The sequence below is a fragment of the Kitasatospora sp. NPDC058218 genome, assembly GCF_042882445.1.
In the GTDB taxonomy this organism is placed as follows: Bacteria; Actinomycetota; Actinomycetes; order Streptomycetales; family Streptomycetaceae; genus Kitasatospora.
In genome coordinates, this window is record NZ_JBHVWC010000033.1 from 55,563 (window position 1) to 74,046 (window position 18,484).

Annotated in this window: 14 protein-coding genes and 4 pseudogenes; 11 read left to right on the forward strand and 7 right to left on the reverse strand. The window is 69.8% G+C overall.

What is annotated here, in order from left to right; genetic code table 11:
* Nucleotides 1-642 precede the first annotated feature (642 nt).
* Together ACFVYI_RS21415 and ACFVYI_RS21420 are read left to right on the forward strand one after the other, a co-directional pair.
* Nucleotides 643-960 (forward strand): annotated as a pseudogene (locus tag ACFVYI_RS21415) (DUF1275 family protein); the annotation flags it as partial.
* A gap of 34 nt (nucleotides 961-994) precedes the next feature.
* On the forward strand, nucleotides 995-1,348 hold the full coding sequence (locus ACFVYI_RS21420; protein ID WP_387887866.1) for a DUF1275 family protein: 354 nt from the start codon (nucleotides 995-997) through the stop codon (nucleotides 1,346-1,348).
* Nucleotides 1,349-1,684: 336 nt separating this feature from the next.
* Here ACFVYI_RS21420 and ACFVYI_RS21425 read toward each other — a convergent pair whose 3' ends face one another.
* The gene (locus ACFVYI_RS21425; RefSeq protein WP_387887868.1) at nucleotides 1,685-3,049 is read right to left on the reverse strand and encodes a glutamate decarboxylase; all 1,365 of its coding nucleotides are present in this window, start codon (nucleotides 3,047-3,049) and stop codon (nucleotides 1,685-1,687) included.
* A gap of 933 nt (nucleotides 3,050-3,982) precedes the next feature.
* On the opposite strand from ACFVYI_RS21425, the gene ACFVYI_RS21430 reads away from it, so the two are divergent.
* The 6 genes from ACFVYI_RS21430 to ACFVYI_RS21455 all read left to right on the forward strand — a co-directional run bounded on the left by ACFVYI_RS21430 (nucleotide 3,983) and on the right by ACFVYI_RS21455 (nucleotide 8,882).
* On the forward strand, nucleotides 3,983-4,579 hold the full coding sequence (locus tag ACFVYI_RS21430) for a 5'-3' exonuclease H3TH domain-containing protein (RefSeq protein ID WP_387887870.1): 597 nt from the start codon (nucleotides 3,983-3,985) through the stop codon (nucleotides 4,577-4,579).
* 76 nt (nucleotides 4,580-4,655) lie between these two features.
* Nucleotides 4,656-5,360 (forward strand): HAD family hydrolase, encoded by a 705-nt coding sequence (locus tag ACFVYI_RS21435; protein ID WP_387887872.1) that lies wholly within the window; start codon nucleotides 4,656-4,658, stop codon nucleotides 5,358-5,360.
* Nucleotides 5,329-6,072: a hypothetical protein gene (locus ACFVYI_RS21440; protein WP_387887874.1), complete on the forward strand. Its 744-nt coding sequence runs from the start codon at nucleotides 5,329-5,331 to the stop codon at nucleotides 6,070-6,072. The genes ACFVYI_RS21435 and ACFVYI_RS21440 overlap by 32 nt, the downstream gene beginning before the upstream one ends.
* Nucleotides 6,054-6,227, forward strand: coding sequence for a hypothetical protein (locus ACFVYI_RS21445; protein WP_387887876.1), 174 nt, complete (start codon nucleotides 6,054-6,056; stop codon nucleotides 6,225-6,227). The genes ACFVYI_RS21440 and ACFVYI_RS21445 overlap by 19 nt, the downstream gene beginning before the upstream one ends.
* The gene (locus ACFVYI_RS21450; RefSeq protein ID WP_387887877.1) at nucleotides 6,227-6,715 is read left to right on the forward strand and encodes a hypothetical protein; all 489 of its coding nucleotides are present in this window, start codon (nucleotides 6,227-6,229) and stop codon (nucleotides 6,713-6,715) included. The genes ACFVYI_RS21445 and ACFVYI_RS21450 overlap by 1 nt, the downstream gene beginning before the upstream one ends.
* Before the next feature lie 379 nt (nucleotides 6,716-7,094).
* Nucleotides 7,095-8,882 (forward strand): S8 family serine peptidase, encoded by a 1,788-nt coding sequence (locus ACFVYI_RS21455; protein WP_387887948.1) that lies wholly within the window; start codon nucleotides 7,095-7,097, stop codon nucleotides 8,880-8,882.
* A gap of 193 nt (nucleotides 8,883-9,075) precedes the next feature.
* Here the strand turns inward: ACFVYI_RS21455 and ACFVYI_RS21460 are convergent.
* Nucleotides 9,076-9,480: pseudogene (locus ACFVYI_RS21460) on the reverse strand (IS701 family transposase); the annotation flags it as partial.
* Between the two features lie 125 nt (nucleotides 9,481-9,605).
* On the opposite strand from ACFVYI_RS21460, the pseudogene ACFVYI_RS21465 reads away from it, so the two are divergent.
* Nucleotides 9,606-9,868: pseudogene (locus tag ACFVYI_RS21465) on the forward strand (serine/threonine protein kinase); the annotation flags it as partial.
* A gap of 911 nt (nucleotides 9,869-10,779) precedes the next feature.
* Here the strand turns inward: ACFVYI_RS21465 and ACFVYI_RS21470 are convergent.
* Both ACFVYI_RS21470 and ACFVYI_RS21475 read right to left on the reverse strand, forming a co-directional pair.
* A complete protein-coding gene (locus ACFVYI_RS21470; protein ID WP_387887880.1) occupies nucleotides 10,780-12,087 on the reverse strand; it encodes a recombinase family protein in 1,308 nt (435 codons plus the stop codon).
* A gap of 313 nt (nucleotides 12,088-12,400) precedes the next feature.
* Nucleotides 12,401-13,192 (reverse strand): annotated as a pseudogene (locus tag ACFVYI_RS21475) (S8 family serine peptidase); the annotation flags it as partial.
* 372 nt (nucleotides 13,193-13,564) lie between these two features.
* On the opposite strand from ACFVYI_RS21475, the gene ACFVYI_RS21480 reads away from it, so the two are divergent.
* Nucleotides 13,565-14,392 (forward strand): lipase family protein, encoded by an 828-nt coding sequence (locus ACFVYI_RS21480; protein ID WP_387887881.1) that lies wholly within the window; start codon nucleotides 13,565-13,567, stop codon nucleotides 14,390-14,392.
* A gap of 56 nt (nucleotides 14,393-14,448) precedes the next feature.
* Here ACFVYI_RS21480 and ACFVYI_RS21485 read toward each other — a convergent pair whose 3' ends face one another.
* The 3 genes from ACFVYI_RS21485 to ACFVYI_RS21495 form a co-directional block, all read right to left on the reverse strand.
* Nucleotides 14,449-15,201: a thioesterase II family protein gene (locus ACFVYI_RS21485; protein WP_387887883.1), complete on the reverse strand. Its 753-nt coding sequence runs from the start codon at nucleotides 15,199-15,201 to the stop codon at nucleotides 14,449-14,451.
* A gap of 125 nt (nucleotides 15,202-15,326) precedes the next feature.
* Nucleotides 15,327-15,950, reverse strand: coding sequence for an AAA family ATPase (locus ACFVYI_RS21490; RefSeq protein ID WP_387887885.1), 624 nt, complete (start codon nucleotides 15,948-15,950; stop codon nucleotides 15,327-15,329).
* A gap of 308 nt (nucleotides 15,951-16,258) precedes the next feature.
* Complete coding sequence (locus tag ACFVYI_RS21495) at nucleotides 16,259-17,728, reverse strand: phosphatidylinositol-specific phospholipase C domain-containing protein (protein ID WP_387887886.1); 1,470 nt, start codon at nucleotides 17,726-17,728, stop codon at nucleotides 16,259-16,261.
* A gap of 560 nt (nucleotides 17,729-18,288) precedes the next feature.
* On the opposite strand from ACFVYI_RS21495, the gene ACFVYI_RS21500 reads away from it, so the two are divergent.
* Nucleotides 18,289-18,474, forward strand: a complete 186-nt coding sequence (locus ACFVYI_RS21500; protein WP_387887889.1) for a hypothetical protein — start codon at nucleotides 18,289-18,291, stop codon at nucleotides 18,472-18,474.
* Nucleotides 18,475-18,484 lie beyond the last annotated feature (10 nt).

Consider the following 18,484-nt stretch of genomic DNA (forward strand, 5'->3'; position numbering starts at 1 on the left):
CCTCCGGCCGGGTGGCTAGCCTGGCCGACGCTGGGCTGCTTCGTGCTTGGGCTGGCGCTCTACGCGGACGCCTTCCGCCGCTTCGACCTCGGTCAGGTGCGATCCGGCACGGGTGACCAGTGGGTGGCAGGCGGGACGCTGGCGATCTCTGCGCTCGCCGGGGCGAAGTTGCTGGCCGTGCCCGCCTGGCGTGGCACCGTTCTGCATGACGTTCTGCGTCCGCTCATGCTGGCCATGCTTGCGCTGTCCGTGTGCTGGTACGTCGTCCTCGTCTACGCCGAGGTGCGCTGGGTGCGTCCGCACTATGAGATGGGGTGCTGGGCGACGGTGTCCCCATGGGCACGACAGCTGTCGCCACCTTGTCTGTTGCCGCCGCCGACGCCACGGCTGTCGGTTGGCTGCGGACGCCGGGACAGGCTTCGCGGAGCCCATCGATAATCCTGGTGGCGTTCATAAGGGACGATCTCGGATTTCATTTCGGCGAGTTCCTGCGCATGTCTCACGCCCGTGAGAAACAAGGCGCGGATATGTGGTCGCCCTAAGTGGCCAGTAATGTCGGGCCGTGACCGTACGCTGTGTATTCATAGGTGAGCGTAGCTGATGGGAGGCGTTAACAGGGATGATCCTGATGGAAATGGCCCTATGCGGAACTTCTTCCATGGCTCCGAAGGCCCCCTTCCGGCCCTCTTTTTGTTGTTGACAACTGCGACGGGGCTGGTGGATTCAGTCAGCTACCTCGCGCTCGGCAAGATCTTCGTTGCTAACATGGCCGGTAATCTCATTTTCGTCGGCTTCGGACTCTCAGGAGTGGGACCGGCGGCCACCCCGCCCGCTATAGCGATCGGGGCATTCCTCGTGGGGTGTCTCACGGGTGGAAGGGCTGTGCGAACACTGACGCGCCACCGAGGGTTGTTGTTGTGCGGTAGCTCGACAGTCGTGGCGGCATTGATCGTTGTCACGGTCGCCCTGCTGTGGGGGGGTGCAAGAGGGTTCCGTGCCGTCGGTCCGTCGCTTGGCCGCGATCGCCGTCCTGGCGTGCGGGATGGGATTCCAAGCGGCTCTCACCCGGCGTGTCAACTTGAAGGGCATGAAGACGATCGCGGCGACGCTCAGCTTCACGCCTACCGCCGCCGAGTCGAAACTGGCTGGTGGTGAGGGGCTCGGTGGGGGCAGTGGGTTGGCCTCGGTACTGAGCGTGGTGTTCGGCGCGTTTTGCGGTGGCCTTCTCCTTCGGGTCGGCGACCTGCGAGCACCGCTGTTCCTTGCCGCCGCTCTGCTGTCGATCGCCGCGGTGGGGGCCGCAGTGATTTCAAGGAGGACAGCCGATTGGCAACAACCCCACAAGTAGTCGCTCGCAGGCACGATTCTCCGTGCGCATGCCATTGTCAGTAGCTCCTGAGACGCGTCTCGTCCGCGCCGGTCTGGACGTGTCGTACCGGCACAGGCGGGTGTCCGGGGGCACAGGTCGTCGTGTGACGCCCGGTACACACTGCTCCGTAGTGTTGCGGCCCCTGGTAGTGATCGTCGCGCCACTGGCGTGCGCATTTCGTTTGCCGCCTTGTGCAGATCTTGAACGGAAACACGAAAGTGCCTCCTGAACTGGGAATGATGAAGCTTGCCCAGGGCTTCTGTCACCGCAGCAGGAAGGCACTTTCCGCGTGCACGGTTCGAGGTCCTCGGGACGTTAGTAGCCGGTGCCGCGCTTGATCTGGGCCCGCTCGGTCTCGTGGGTCGCCCCCTTGGTGTCCAAAGTGCGACACGCGTCGGCGATGTCCTGGCCGAGGCGGTCGATCTGCTCACGGCTCAGGGTTTCCTTGACCAGGGCACGCATGATCTTCACCTTCTCCGCGTTGGGCGGGAGTGTGTACGCCGGCACCATCCAGCCGCGCTCGGCCGAGAGCTGCCAGGCCACGTCAGTCTCGTCGTAGGCGTGCTTCCCGGCGAGGCGGAAAGCGACCAGCGGCAGTTGTTCGAGGTCGCTGCCGATCACTTCGAAGCGGCCGCTGCTTCGCAGGTTCTCCGCCAGTGCGCGGGCGTTCTCCTGCATCATCTTCATGACGTAGGTGTAGCCCTGGCGTCCGAGCCGGACGAAGTTGTAGTACTGCGCGAGCACCATCGACGCGCCGGTGGAGAAGTTCAGCGTGAACGTTGCGTCGGTCTTGCCCAGGTAGTTCTCCTGGAACACGAGGTGCTCGGCGAGGTCGGACTTCTCGCGGAAGATCAGCCAGCCGATGCCGGGGTAGACCAGGCCGTATTTGTGTCCCGAGACATTGATGGAGCGGACCTGCTCCAGGCGGAAGTCCCATTTCGAGTCCGGGTAGAGGAAGGGCCACACGAACGCGCCGCTGGCTCCGTCGACGTGGATCGGGATGTCGAGGTCCCGCTTCGTGCGGATGTCCCGCAGGAGCTTGTCGATCCCGACGACATCGTCCTTGTGGCCGGTGAACGTGGTGCCGAGGACCGCGACGACACCGATCGTGTTCTCGTCGAGGTGGGGCTCCACGTCCTCCGGGCCGATGGTGTACTTGCCCTCGGCGAGCGGCACGATCCGTGGTTCGACGTCGAAGTAGCGGCAGAACTTCTCCCACACGACGTGGACGTCCCCGCCGAAGACCAGGTTGGGCCGGTCGACCGACAGGCCGGCCGCCTGCCGGCGCTCCCGCCACTTCCACTTCAGTGACAACGCTCCGAGCATGATCGCCTCGGACGAACCCTGCGTCCGACATCCGGTCGTGTCGCCCGGCGCGTGGAAGAGGTCGGCGAGCATGCGCACGCAACGCTGCTCGATCTCGGCGGAAATGGGGTACTCCGCGTGGTCGATGAAGTTGCGGTGGAGATTCTCGGCGATGATCCGTTGCGCCTCCGGCTCCATCCACGTGGTGACAAACGTGGCGAGGTTGCGCTGCGGGTCACCCTCCATCGCGAGGTCTTCGCCCACCAGCCGCATAGCGTCCGTCGCGGTCATGCCCTCCTCGGGAAAGGTCTCCGAGGGAGCCGGCGCGGTCAAGAACCGGTTGCCGAACAGGGCCGCGTCATTGAGCTTAGTCATGCCCACGAGTCAAACACCTCAGGAGTTGCTCGGCGAAGAACACGCCGAGGAAGAACAGCGAAGCCGTGGCGTTTTCTCAGCGGTGATCATTTCCAGATTCGGTTGAGGACGAGGGCTCTCACGGGCCCGGCGCCTGAACCGCGACCACGAGCGCTGTCTCGAGCATCACGCGCAGATGGTGTGGTGGGCCGGCCTGATCACGCCGAGGCGGAAACTGGCGAAAGAGCGTCTGCACCGGTCGGAGTTTCGCCCCGACCGCCTGGACCCGCGGCCGGCCTGAACAGGCCCCGCTCACGAGGGAGCCAGCCACGCGCCTGGAGCGCGTAGGCACGATGGCGCACCTTCTCCACCTCGTTCAACCGCGAGGCGTCCCGTCCCAGCGCCCGGGTCAGCTCCTGCACCGTCATCGACCCCGACGCGGCCAGCGCCGTCTCGAAGACCTGCCGGTAGGCCCCGCACAACGCGTCGGCCCCCAGTCCGGCCTGCCAGACCGGCGGCGGGCGTCGTAGCACTCCCGCAACACCGGACCCGTCGGCACTGCCCCGGCCATGCGCACGGCGTAATCGCGGAGGCGCCTACCCGGATGCTGCTCTCGATGATCGACTGGCAAGGCAAGGCGATCCGCAGCAGCTCGGCACCGCCTCCGGCCACCCGTAAAGTCGCTCTGACCATTGCTGCCTCTACCTGAACACCCAACACACGCCGCCGGCGGGAGTTCACTCCTGCCCTCGGCCACTGTGCTCTCACCAGACCGCCGAAGGAAGGGTGGTGGCCGAGCGCAACATAACGCAGGATCGCGGCGCTGCTGGCCCGCCGCTACCTCACGAACGGGGAGGGCTCGGCCGGTAGACTCGGTGCCCATCCGGTCACGGGTACCCGTCCGCCGCGGTCACAGGCCACCCCCAGCCAGCACGACTCCCTGGAGGCCCTGCGATGACGCCCCCACCGCTGCTTCTCATCGACGGCCACAACCTCCTCTACCGGTCCTGGTACGGGTTCCCCGCCCGCATCCTCAGTCACGACAAGAGCGAGGACCGGACCGGCGTCTTCGGGTTCGCCTCGCTGACCACCCTCGCCCGCCAGGACGAGCGGCGGGTGGACGTGATGAGCGCGGACAAGGACTTCCTGCAGCTTCTCGACGACCCACAGGTACGCGTGCTGAACACGATGCTGGCCGAGCACCGCCGCTACACCGCCGGCCCCGACGTCCTGACCCGCTACGGCGTCACCGCCGCCCAATGGCCGGACTACCGGGCCCTGACCGGCGACCCGTCCGACCACATCGCCGGCGTGCGCGGCATCGGGCCCAAGACCGCCGCTCGCCTGCTCACCGACGGCCGTTACCTCGACCAGATCCCGGCCGAGGACATCAGGTCCCGCTGGGCCGACCAATGGGACAAGGCCCTGCTCTGGCGGGAGATGATCCGCCTGGACCGCAAGACCGACCTGCCCGACGAGCTGCTCACCGCCACCAGCACCGGCCCGCTGCCGCCAGCCGCTCTGATCCTCGAGATGCTGGGGCTGTGGTGAGCCGCCCGGTAGCCGGCACGGTGCTGTGGGACTTCGACGGCACCCTCGGCCACCGTCGTCACGGCACCTGGGCCGAATGCCTGCTGGAGATCCTCGACCGGCACCACCCCGACCACGCGTGGCAGTTCAGCGACCTCTACGACACGCTCGCCACGGGCTTCCCCTGGCACCACGCCGACCAACCCCACCTCCACCTGACCGCCCCGGACCAGAGGTGGGCCCACATCACCGCCGTCGTCCATCGCGCCCTGACCGGTCTCGGCATGGACCACGACACCGCTGCGGCCGCCGCGAACGCCACCCGGGACGCCTACACCGACACCAGCGCTGGAGCCTGTACCCGCACGCCCTGCACGTCCTGGACGCCCTCAGTGCGGCAGGCTGGCAGCACGTGGTCGTCTCCAACCACGTCCCCGAGCTGCCGGCGATCCTTGCCGCCACCGAGCTCGCTCCGCGCCTGGCAGCGGTCGTCAACTCGGCCGACACCGGCTACGAGAAGCCGCGCCCAGAGGCATTTCGCCTCGCGCAGCAGGCCGCCGCGGACACTGGTCGGATGTGGATGGTCGGCGACAACCCGCACGCGGACATCGCCGGCGCCCGCGCAGCCGGAATCGATGCCATATGGGTCCAACGCCCGTACCCTGCCGACACGCCCGACCTGCGAGCCGTCGTGCGCCTGATCCTCGATCAGCCAACGCCAGCCCGCGAAGCGGCAGCAGGTGTATGGGATACCCCACCTGTCACGGCCGATGCCGCACGACGCACAGTGCGCATCGGCTAACCTCCGTCTGTCCGCACGGCACGGTGGGCACCCGGCCAGCGCCCCGGACAAGGCGCACGGAGCCAGGTATGCACCACACCGTCCCCTCTCCCCCCAGGCCGAGTGCCTCGCGGCCTTCGCTGCGCTTCGCGCGGGTACCCCCCGCGACGCATTCGAGATCGGCGAGGGCTGCAACGTCTACCCGCCCGCACCCTCGGTCGGGCGACACCTCGCCAACCTCCTGCACGGCCTCGCCGCCCGAGGAAGCCTCTCCCGGTACGCCGACCCCTTCCGCGGCGGCGCCAGGGCAGCCTTCGCCGACCTGCTCGCCACACGCCTCGGCCTGACGCTGACCGCGGAGGACATCAGCTTCGTCCAAGGAGGCACCGAGGCCATCAGCCTGATCACCAACCACCTCGCCACCACCGGCCACAGCCTCACACTGCCCCTGCCGAACTACTACGGCTTCGAGCAGTCGACCGCCCGCTGGGGAGCACCCGTCGAGCGGTACTACCGCCACGACGGGCTCATGTACCACTGCGGCACAACTCCCGGCCACCCGAGCGCACTCGTGGACGTCCTACCCAACGGGGTCACCGGCACACGCTCTACGCCCGCCCCGGCATCGACGCGGACTGCACCCTCCTCGACATCGTCTTCCAGTACGGCGCCCTGCACGACCTGCGCGAGCTCGAACACGCCATCCACCACCGGATGCAGCAACTCGACCTGACCCGCAGCGCGGTGATCATGACCGCCTCCAAGGACCTCTCCCTCCCCGGCCTGCGCGCAGCCGCGATCATCACCCGAAACCTGCCCCTTCGGGCCACCTCACCGCAGACGCCTTCGACCGTTCCCCCACCGGCTCGCCGCTCGCCAGCCTCCTGATGGTCCTCTACGCGACCCTCCTCCACGCCTCTCACGGTCCCGACGAACTCCTCGACAAGCGCCACCACATGGCGCGCCAGATCGTCGATGAACATGGTCTGCCGGACCTGCCCAGCACGGCAGACCTGAACCTGGTGCACGCCCACCTCGCCACCATGGCCGACCGCTTCCGCACCGACGCCGCACAGATCGCCGGCCCCGACAGCCCGCTCACCTACCCCAGCGGCCTCGCACCGGCCGCCGGGTACTCGGCCTTCCCCAGTCTCCGGTGGCCACGTCCGGACTTCCTGGCCTGGGTCCGCCAGTGCGGGATGAACGGGCTCCGCCTCAACCCCACCATGCTCCAGGGCGGCACGGCCACCGCGTGGCAGGCACTGTTTCCGGACCAGCACCTGCGCGTCAACCTGTCGGAGAGCACCGAGCACACCACCGAGGCACTGCAGCGCCTGAATGCCAAGCTGGAAAGGACGAGTTGGCAGGAACGTTGACCGCACGGCGCTCGTCGATGCCGAGCACTACGGCTCCTGTGTGCCCGCCCTGGGCCGACGGTGCTCACCGGCGGCCGTGCAGTCGACCGTCCTCGATGCTCTGCGACAGCGTGTCGAGCTGGGCGGCGCCGGCCAAAGATAACGGCCAGATATCGGTTCGTGACTTGGACACGGACCGGAGCATCAGCCGGCCCCGGGCGCGACATCAAATGTTGACACTGCTGTGACAAGTCGTCATGCGTAAAGCCTTCCCCAAGTGCTCACTGTTCTGGCATGTTGCGTTCAACCCCCGTGTGATCCCCTCACACACGGGCCGATCGGAGGACATGTGTCACCCCTGATATCCCGGCGGCTGGGCCGCCCGGCTGCCGCTCTCGCCGTGCTCGCGGCCACGGCGCTCGCCACCCCAACGGCACTCGCGACCGCCGCCCCGGCGACCATCACCCCCACCACCCCCACCGCCCCGGTCGCGGCCGAAGCCCCCGCGGCCGGCGCCCCCGCCGCCGCCCCGCGCGCCGCGGCCGCCGGCTGGGCCGCCGGGACCCGCTCCTACCTGGTGATCAGCGCGCCCGCCGACGTCGCCGCGGCCAAGACCGCCGTCGCCGCGAAGGGCGGCACGGTCTTCTCCAGCTACGACGCGATCGGCGTCATCGTCGCCCACTCGACCACGACCGGCTTCGCCGCCGCCCTGCGCGGCGTCACCGGCATCCAGCAGGTCGGCGCGACCCGCACCTCCGACGTGCCGGCCGACGCGTACAACCCCGCACTGCCCGCCAACCCGGCCCAGGCGGCCACCACCCTCACCGAGTCCAACCGCTGGGACATGACCCAGATCAAGGCCGACCAGGCCTGGGCCGTCACCACCGGCTCGCCCACCGTCAAGGTCGGCGTCCTCGACACCGGCGTCGACGACCAACACCAGGACCTCGCACCGAACTTCGACGCCGCCGACTCCGTCTCCTGCGCCTACGGCAAGCCCGACACCCGCACCGGCGCCTGGCGCGACGTCGACACCCACGGCACCCACGTCGCCGGCACCATCGCGGCCGCCAAGAACGGCAAGGGCGTCATCGGCGTCGCACCCGGCGTCAAGATCGCCTCGGTCCGGATAGCCGAACCGACCAGCACCCTCTTCTACGCCGAGAACACCGTCTGCGGCTTCGTCTGGGCCGGTGAGCGCGGCTTCAAGGTGACCAACAACAGCTACTACACCGACCCGTGGCAGTTCAACTGCCCGAACGACCTCGACCAGGCGGCCATCATCGAGGGCGTCAAGCGCGCCCAGGAGTACGCCGAGGGCAAGGGCTCGCTGCAGGTCGCCGCGGCCGGCAACTCGAACTACGACCTGGCCAACAAGACGACCGACTCGGAGAGCCCCAACGACTCCACCCCGGTCACCCGGACCATCAGCAACGCCTGCCTCGACATCCCCACCGAACTTCCGGGCGTGGTGACCGTCGCTGCCACGGGCAGCGGCAGCGGCAAGGCCTCCTACTCCAACTTCGGCCGGGGCGTCATCGACGTCGCGGCACCAGGCGGGGACGGCGCCACCGGCGTCTACTCCACCCTGCCCGGCGGCAAGTACGGCACCAAGAGCGGCACCTCGATGGCCTCCCCGCACGTCACCGGCGTGGCCGCGCTGATCGCGAGCACCAACCCGTCGCTGACCCCGGCCGACATCCGGGCCCGCCTCGCCACCCAGGCCAACGACCTGGCCTGCCCGGCCTCGGACAGCCGCTGCACCGGCACCACCGCCAACAACGCCTTCTTCGGCGAGGGCCAGGTCGACGCGTTGAAGGCCGTCGGCTCCACCCCGCCGGCCGGCAAGTACTTCGAGAACCTCGCCGACGTGGCGATCACCGACAACACCACCGTGGAGAGCCCGATCACCGTGACGGGCGTGAGCGGCACCGCCCCCGCCACCCTCAAGGTCGGTGTGGACGTCAAGCACACCTACCGCGGTGACCTGGTCATCTCCCTGGTCGCCCCCGACGGCACGGTCTACCTCCTGGAGGACTTCCCCAACGGCGACAGCGCCGACGACGTCGCCAAGACCTACACCGTCAACGCCGCCGCGAGCGCGGCGAACGGCACCTGGAAGCTCCGCGTCAAGGACGGCGCCGCGGGCGACGTCGGCACCATCGACGCCTGGAACCTCACCTTCTAGTACTGCAACGGTGCTTGCCGTGACGAGGCCTCAGCTCTTGGGCTGTGGCCTCGTCTCTTGTAGTGGCTGGTCCGGGCCTGGTGTTGGCGTCGGCGGCGCCAGCGGGACCAGTGCAGGACGTGGTCGGCGGTGCGGCGGACGGGTCGGGTCAGGTGGGTGATCAGCCGGCGGACCTCGGGGACGGTGAGCGGTATCAGCTCTGGCGTTCGATCGGGTCCGTCCCCTTTTCGAGGTGTTGGGCCCGCAGAACGGTGAGGTAGGCGTGAGCGGCCATGAGGGTGATGTGGCGGTACCACCCCTGGTGGCGGCGGACCTGGTAGTCGTCCAGGCCGCACTGGCCCTTCGCGCTCTGGAAGCACTCCTCGATCGCCCAGCGGGCGCCCGCGACGGCGATCAGCTCGTTCAGCGTGGCATCGGAGGGCGCGTAGGCGATGTGGTAGGCGATCCGTGTGGGATCGGCGATGCCGCGGCGGGCCAGGACCCAGTGCCGCCGGTCCGGGCGGTGCCAGGGCCGGACCTCGACGCGCGCCCAGTCGTAGACCCTGGGGCCGTTTGCGCCGTCGCCGCAGGAGCGGCGCTTCCCGGCCCGGCCCGGAACGGAACGCGGCGTGGATCAGGCCGGCCCCCGCGGTCCGCGTCGTTGATCGAGCGGAACGGCCCGGCCGTCGCCGTCCACCCCGGTGGCCCGGGGGAGGCTCGGTGGGGACCTCTACGATGTGCGCCATGAACACTGGGGGGCCGCAGGCGCGGCTCATTGACGGCCGCTTCGAACTGCTCGCACGCCTCGGCGGTGGGGGCATGGGCCTGGTCTGGCGCGCGCGGGACAACGCGCTGCACCGGGACGTCGCGCTCAAGGAGGTCCGCCCGTCCGACCCTGCGATGGCCGACGCCGACCCCGAGGGCGCCCACGAGCTGCGCGAACGCGTCCTGCGGGAGGCCCGGGCACTCGCCCGCTCCAGCACCCCAATGTCGCGGTGATCCACCACAACTCGCGTGTGATCCTGCACCTGACGGCCGAGCCGGCTTCCTCACTCAACTGGCACCGGCGGATCCACGCTGTGGTGTAGCGCAAGGACCGGCCTTCGGTAGGCCACCTCAACCCCAGTCGGTGTCGTGAGCTCAACCAAGGAAATCCGCAGATCGCAGAGAGTCGGCCGCTCAAGCCGACGCAGAGTCTCCATCAGCGGAGGAAGGTCCTCGGCGACCTCCCAGGACGATGTGGTCAGGCAGAACCGGCCGGCCTCAGGCACATCGGCGAGCAAAACCGTCACGGAGATCTCCGGTTTCGGCCCCAATCCTGACCGCGCAACCAACCGGCGTGTCTCCGAGGTTGGAGCGCAACGGCAGATCGACGTCTCCGGATCACGAGGCTCGGCGGGACCTTCACCGTCGCAGACGTGGGTGCTTCCGAGCCGTCGCGGCCAAACCAGCCGCTGGGAGATGGAATCCGGCCCTTCCAGCAGGACTCGAAGGCCTGCCCGCCCTGTGGCCACGTGGAGTTCGGAGCGATGTCCGACGACACGACTCTCCGGAACGCTGCCGAAGTACGACGAGAGCACTTCGGCATCACGCCGCTCTGGGGTGGCGAGACACCATGTCACTCGGGGGACCGAATGCCCGCCTGCTGAGCAGCCGAACTCGATGCGCCGATCGCACTCGTGCCGGTCCGGGCTCCTTCGACCCGACACCGCGGTTCGAGCGGGAGCCGCCTGAACGACGGACGGTGAGCAAGCGACCACGAGGACCTCCAGCGGCTCGGAGCGGGGGAAGGCCACAAGTTTCCGAGGCGCTGCCGGTTTGGTCCGGCCGTCGAACTCGTGTAGCCGCTCCTCCGCCGCATCCGCGCCGACGAACGGGCGTGGCCCCGCCGATGACGGGGCCACGCTCCACAGGGGTATCAGGCAGCTTGCTCCAGCGCACTTTGGCCAAGGGCCGCCACCCACGGGTCGGCCTGGTCGAGCCAGTGGATTTCGACCCGCCCCGACCCGTCGAACGGGCCCCGGCCCCGCTTGCCCTTGCGGACCACGACTCGACGGATCACCAGGCGCAACAGCTCCCGGCGAAGGGGGAGATCGGCCTCGGCCCAGGCCTTCCGGATCCTCGTGTCCTCCAGGAGGAAGGTGACGTCCAGGCGCTTGGGAGTCGCCGCGGCAACACGCTGCTTCGCGTTCTCCAGTGCTGCTCGCGCCTCCGCCTGGAGCCTCGGCAGGTGCGTGTCGAAGGGGGGATCGAAGAGACCCACCGCCTGTTGTGCCACCAATCGTTCGACGGTCTCCTCCGCCGCCTTCAGCGCGGCTATCGACTCCGCCAGTTGGGCCGAGTTCTCCGGCTGCTGCAGTCCTGTCCATCGCTCGGCTGCGATGAGAAGCAGGGGGTCGTCGGGCTGTGCCGCGTTCATCCGGGAGAACCATGCCTCGGAGACGTACTCCTCCAGAAGTGCGCGGGTGACGTACAACGGTTCCGGGCAGAAGTCACCCTGCATCCGGCGCCAACAGCGGTAGCCGTCCGAGTCCAGGGACGCGCCGCCCCGGCAGCCCTGGCATTTCGGCAGACCGGTCAGCACATGGCGCGCCGTTCCCTCACGCGCTGTCTGCTCCGGACTGGGGAAGTTGAAGCCCGCGGCCACCTGTCGCGCTTGCGCCATGAGTTCGTGCGGGACGGGCTCGACTCCGTTCGCCAGCACGCTCACCCGGTCGCCATTCGCATCCCGGTAGACCTCGAACCGGCTCTTCGTACTCTTCCCCCGTCGTGGGGCAACCTGCCAGCCCTCGTAGACCGGGTTGTGCAGGATGCGCGAGACCGCGTTCGCCTGCCAGCGCCCACCGCCCGGGCCGGGAATCGGGTTCGGACCGGAGTTCAGACCCTTGGCGACAGCCCGTTCCGAGAAGCCGTCCGCAACGCAGCTGACGATGTGCAGCACGATGGGCCATTCGTCCGGGATGTGGTGGAGTTTCCTGTCCGCGTCGGCCCGAAGGCCGTACGGCGCCTTCTGGGGCCACTGGCCCCGCGCCCGCATGGCGGCCTTCGTCGTCTTGACGTTGTGGGAGAGCCGCACGGAGAACTCACGTGCCTGCTCGGCGCGGTCGATGATCCATCGCCGGTCGCGCTCGATCGAACTGTCGAGGCCCTCGTAGTCGAAGATCACTCGGGCCTTGCCGAGGATGGGGCCGATGTCGTCGATGCCCTTGCGGGAGAACCGGTCCATGAAGGCGCACCAGAGCGCCGGGACCTCGCCGGCCAGGTCGCGGCCAGCGCCCTGTCGAATTCGGGTCGCTCGATGTCGCTCCAGGCGGAGAGGTTGTCCACCCAGATCTTCCTGACCCGGTAGCCCTCGCGGGGGTCGCCCATGCGCGCCCGTGGTCCTCTTGGGCCTGGATGGAGGTCAGATCGCGTGGGTCTTCGTGCCGCACGACGCGGGACTTACGGAGGTACAGGTCGACGAAGGGAGGTCGGACATCACTTGGCTTCCGTTCGGGGCGGGCCATGATGGAACGCTATGGCGGCTGACAGAGTGTTCCGCCGGCCCAGACGAAGCCGCAGACGGTGTTCTCGGCGTAGAAGAGGGTGCTGGTCGGTTCGGCCATCCGGACCGAGGCGATCTTGACGCCGGGTGCGACGCCGATGACGCCCTTGCCGTTCGTGGCGGCCGCGATGGCGCCCGCCACGTGGGTGCCGTGGGTGTCGACGTCGCGCCAGGCGCCGGTGCGGGTGTCGGGCTTGCCGTAGGCGCAGGAGACGGAGTCGGCGGCGTCGAAGTTCGGTGCGAGGTCCTGGTGCTGGTCGTCGACGCCGGTGTCGAGGACGCCGACCTTGACGGTGGGCGAGCCGGTGGTGACGGCCCAGGCCTGGTCGGCCTTGATCTGGGTCATGTCCCAGCGGTTCGACTCGGCGAGGGTGGTGGCCGCCTGGGTGGGATTGGCGGGCAGTGCGGGGTTGTACGCGTCGGCCGGCACGTCGGAGGTGCGGGTCGCGCCGACCAGCTGGATTCCGGCGACCCCGCGCAGCGCCGCCGCGAAGCCGGCCGAGGTGGAGTGAGCGACGATCACGCCGATCGCGTCGTAGCTCGCGAAGACCGTGCCGCCGTTGGCGGTGACGGCGCTCTTGGCGGCTGCGGTGTCGGCGGGCGCGCTGATCACCAGGTAGGAGCGGGTCCTGGCCGCCCAACCGGCGGCGGCCTGGGGGGCGGTGGCGGCGGCGGGTGCCACCGCGCCGACCGGCACGCCCGCGGCAGCGGGCGCCTCGGCCGTGGTGGGGGCGCCGGCCGTGGTGGGGGCGGCGGTGGCCGTCACGGCGGGAGCGGCCAGCGCCATGGCCGCGAGAACGGCGAGCGCGGCGGCCGGGCGACCGAGCCGCCGGGATATCAGGGGTGACACGTGTGTCCTCCGATCGGCCCGTGCGTGAGGGGTTCGCACGGAGTTTGAACGCAACACGCCAGATCAGTGAGCACTTGGGGAAGGCTTTACGCGTGACTGCTTGTCACAACCGTGTCAACTTTTGATGTCGCACCGACCGCGCACCCACGTCGGCCGGCCCACCGCAGGCCCCCGAAGGCGTGCCGCAGGGCTCCCGATCGCGCGCCCCCGCGTCCGTCCGGGTGACCGCCGGTGCTGCCGGCACCCGCTCGTTCGTGCACGGGGCTAGGTTGCTGGGCGACCCACTGGCCCGTACCCCGGAGGACCCCGATGGCCATCCCCGCCCTGGACCACTCGACGACCCGTTACTCCCTCCCGCACGCCTACTGGATGGCCCGGGCCGCCGGGCTGGCCGTGCTCGACCCGGACGGCATCGAGGCGCAGGCCCGCGCCTGGGGCTTCGACGAGGTCCGGCACTTCGAGTCGACGCACCGGATGCCGTTCCCGATCGAGGACACCCAGGCCTACGTCATGGCCAGCGACCGCATGATCGTCACCGGCTTCCGGGGCACCGAGGTCCTGAAGATCTACGACTGGCTGACCGACGTCAACACCCCGCCCGTCCCCGGACCGGCCGACAAGGGCTTCATCCACTACGGCTTCCACCAGGCCCTGCAGTCCGTCTACCCGGACATCCGCGACACCGTCCAGGAACTGCGCACCGACGGCCAGAGCGTCTGGTTCACCGGCCACAGCCTCGGCGGCGCCCTCGCGATGCTGGCCGGCGCCCGCTGGTACTTCGAGGAGCCGCGCCTGCTGCCCGACGGCGTCTACACCTTCGGGCAGCCCCGCACCTGCGAACGGCTGCTCGCCGGCGCCCACAACGCGGCCTTCAGGGACCGCTGCTACCGCTTCGTCAACAACAACGACATCGTCCCCCAACTCCCGCCCGAGCCGGTCTTCACCCACGTCGAGGCGCTGCGCCACTTCGACGCGGACGGAAGGCTCCACGAGGCCATGCCGCTCCTCGCGGGGCTGAAGGACCGCGCCAAGGGAGTGCGCGCGGACCTGTTCGCACCCGAGACCGACGGCATCAAGGACCACCACCTGCCGAACTACCTCGCCGCGTTCGAGAAGAACCTCGCCAAGGCCGGCTGACCGCCGCACGGGCCCGGCCCCGGGGCGGGCGGGACACCGCCCGCCCGCCGGCCGGCTCACCCCCGGAGGTGCGCGGCCACCACGCCCAGTACCGCGTCCCGCTGCTCGGCCAGGTAGAAGTGGCCACCGGGGAAGACCTTCAACTCGAAGGCGGCGGTGGTGTGACGGGCCCAGTCGCCGACCTCCTCCAGGGTGGCGCGCGGGTCCGCGTCCCCGGTCAGCGCGGTGATCGACTGGGGCACGACGGCGTCCGGCGCGCACCGGTACGTCTCGATCGCGGTGTAGTCGCTGCGCAGCGCCGGCAGGATGACGGCACGCAACTCCGGGTCGGCCAGGACCCGTTCGTCGGTGCCTCCGAGCCCGGACAGCTCGGCGAGCAGTCCGTCGTCGGAGAGCCGGTGCATGGCCGAGTCCCGGGGCCAGGAGGGTGCGCGGCTTCCGGAGACGAACAGGTGCTCCGGCCCGGCCTCACCGTCGCGGTCGAAGCGGCGGGCCACCTCGAAGGCGACGGCCGCGCCCATGCTGTGACCGAAGAAGGTCAGCGGCCGGTCGGCCCAGGGCAGCAGGGCCTCGTACACGCGGTCGGCGAGGGTGTCGACCGAGTCGATCCCGGGCTCGCCGAAGCGGTTCTGCCGGCCGGGGTACTGGACGGCGAGCACATCGGCGTACGGCGCGAGGGCCTCGCCGTAGTCGAGGAAGTAACTCGCCGCCCCGCCCGCATGCGGAAAGCAGACGACCCGGGCGGGCGCCGTGTCGACGGGGTGGAAACGGCGGAACCACGGGCTCTCGGTGGCGGTACTGCTGGCCATGCGGGACGACCTCCCTGAAAACGGGTCAGTTGCTGCTTGCACTTCCTCCCCAGTCTCCCCTGCCGCACCACCGGACACCACGCCCAACCTGGAGCCACCGCCCACCGCGGACCCTCGGCCGGTCCCTAGCTGCCGGGCCCTGCCGGACCGAAGCGAACGGCGGCGGCGCGCTCCCGGGAGACCCGGTCGAGCAGCAGCACCGAGGCGGCCTCCGGGGTGGGCGCCGGGGCCTCGCCCCGGGCGTGCCGGGTGACCGCCACGAGCAGGCGGTCGAGGCCCCGGCGGTGGCGGACGAAGGCACGGCGCGGAGCCCAGCGACCGCGCTCCTGCTGACCGGCGAGCGCGGTCTCGGCGCCCACGTCCAACAGGACGAGGTGCAGTTCACGGCCCTGCCGGGCGGCCGCGCCGGACAGCCAGCGGCGCATCCAGGCCCGGCTGCCGCAGTCGTGCACCAGCAGCGGACCGCCCCGGCGGACGGAGGCGCGCAGCAGGCGGAAGTGCTCCAGACGGGCCCACGGGCGGTAGACCGCGTACGGCAGAGCGGCCGGCATCACCGCCGCACAGGCCTCGTGGACGGCCCGGGGGTCGACGGTGGCGGCCTCCCGGGACCGGGCCGACCAGCGGCGCAGCAGGGTGCTCTTGCCGCTGCCGGGGAGTCCGGAGACCACCACGACGGCGCCCGGCGGGTAGCGGACGGTGAACGCCGCCCCGGCCGCGCCCCTGAGGTCGACCAGGCCTCGCGGTTCCATCCCCGTCTGCGCTCCCTGCCGTACTGCGGTCCGCCCGCCCGGCGTGGTCGGCCTGTCCATGGTGCTCACTCATCCCCGTCGGTACTCGACCTGGAACGATAACAACATCGACCGCTGTCCCGTCTCACCCGGGGAAACCCGGAGTGCCGACCATTTCGGAGCCCGAGACCCTGGAGTCCTTTCGTCGCGGTGTCGGAGGAGGTCCCCGGCAGCACCGGGGCCCTCCTCCCCACGCGGCGATTCGACCCTCGGGCGCTTCGCGCGAAGGCCGGAGCGCGGAGGTGGAGCTCAGCGCCCGCGTGCGGCCGTCACTTCGGGCAGGTGTCGAGCGTCACCTTGCCGCCGGCCGTGGAGGCGGTGGCCGGATCCACCGACAGGCACAGGCCCGTCCACTGGTTGATGAACTTGTACGCCCCCGTGTCCTTGCCCCCGACCTTGATCGGCGTCGGGATGACGTTCCACAGCTGGTTGCCGGAGAACCAGCGGGTCTCGCAGCCCCACCAGTACAGCTGGGTCCCGGCCGGCGGCGGCGTGCCGTTGTTGTAGGGGGCCGTCAGGCACTTGCCGTTGTTGGCCTTGATCCAGTAGTAGCCCTGGCCGTCGTACGTCGAGGGGCGCTCGGCGCCCCACTGGTGGCTGCTGGGCGCCGTCGACTGGCACGCGCGCTGGGTGACCAGCCCGCCGGACTTGGAACTGTCGAACTCGGGCCCCCGCACCATGCACCGGCCGTACCTGGTGTCGACGTAGGTCTTGTCGGCGTTGACCTGCCAGATCGCCTGATGGGCCCCCTTGACGACGTACCCGGCGTTGCGGGCGATGATGTTCTCCACCAGGGCCCAGCCGGGGTAGTCCATCATGATGATGCCGATGCGCCCGTTCCCCCCACCGCCGTTGAGGTAGCGCATCAACCGGGGGTTGATGCCCAGGACGGCGGGTTCCTTCCTGATCGGGTCCCATCCACTGCCGCCCGCGTAGGCGAACGGGGAGGCGCCGACGCCGCTTGCGGACGTGTAGGTCACGAACATCTGGTCACTGCCGGCGGTGACCGCCTGCTTGATGTTGGCCTGGACCTTGTCCCACTTGTTATTGACTCCCGGGTCCGCGTAGGTGTCCTCGGTGTGGGCGTTGAAGGCCTTGATGCCGTACGGGCGGTCGACGTTGTCGAAGTTGCTCAACGTGATCTTGCCGCGCACGTCCGCGAGGGTGGGGATCTCCGTGGGCGCTCCCGGGACGATCGACGGGGCGTAGAAGAGGTTGGGATATGCGGAGGAGGTGGCATAGCCACGGAAGATGTCCTCGACCGCTCTGCTGTCCACCGTCGACGGATCGTTGGTGCAGTCGGTGCTGCCACCCTTCGGGCGAGGGCATTCGGCCCTCAGGCGCATCACGACGGTTTCGCTCGGGTGCTGCCTGAGGAAGGCCTGCGCCTTGGTCAGGACGTCGTCGAAGTTGGCGTTCTGGTACTGCACCGCATGATGAACCGTGAAGTACCTGCCCTCGGTGACGCGCACCCTGATGTCGACGGCACGGATCCCCCGCTCCAACTGTGCGGCGAGCGTGTCGGCACTGTCGCCGAAGTCCTGCTGGGTCTTCGTCAGTTCGATGCCGTGGATGGCGAGCGTCTCATGGGTCCCCGGCAGTGAGAGCGCCGAGAGCGGCGTCCCGCCGGCGATGGTGTTCATCCAGTCCGCCCGCGTCGTCGACCCGAGCTCGACGGCGTCGGTGTACACCGATCCGGCCGCGGTGGCGGGGCCCGGCATGAGCAGTGTCGCGCTCACGGCGACGCCGAGTGCCACGAGGTGCGTCAGCCGGCGACGCCATCGCCCTGGCCCGCTGCGGACGCCACGAGGAGAGGAATGAGGCATGGTACTCCCTGTCCGAGATGGAAGGAGACGGGCAGGTCCTGCATCGCCGAGCTGATTGTTGTCATCCTGCGCAGTGCCAACTCCCCTTCAGGGAATTAGGGCTGATGCACTCTCAAGCATTGGGCCTGCGCGTCTCGGGCACTGATGTCATGCACAGATCGCGATTCTCCCGCCGGCGGACGCCCCGGGGCCAGGGCCGGGAGGGCACCGCTCCGGGGTGCGGAAGGGCAGGCCGGCCCGTGACGACCGGCCCGGACCGGCCGGAGGGGAACCCCCGCCGGGGAGGCGCACGGGAGCGCCGGGGGCGCAGGCCAAAACGTGGTGCGCGCCGCCGACGCCTCGACCGCCCGCGCGTGCTCCCACACCGGCGGCGGGCGCCCGGCGGAACCGCCCGTAGACGCTCGACCATGTGGGGCGTCCTGCCGATACTCCCGGCACAACTCCCCTCGCACCGCCCTCCGGAGGCACCTGCCGTGACCTGGCTCCGCGTCCTGACCGCACTCGGCATCCTCGCCGTGGCCGCCAGCGCCCTGCTGGTCTTCGCCCTCTGTACCGCCGCCGCCCGGGGCGACCGCGGCAACCGCGACGACCCGCAACGGGATCTGCGCGAGGAGGCCGAGCGCAGTGGGCTGATCCGGCGCATGGGCGGCGACCGCTGAGCACACCCTC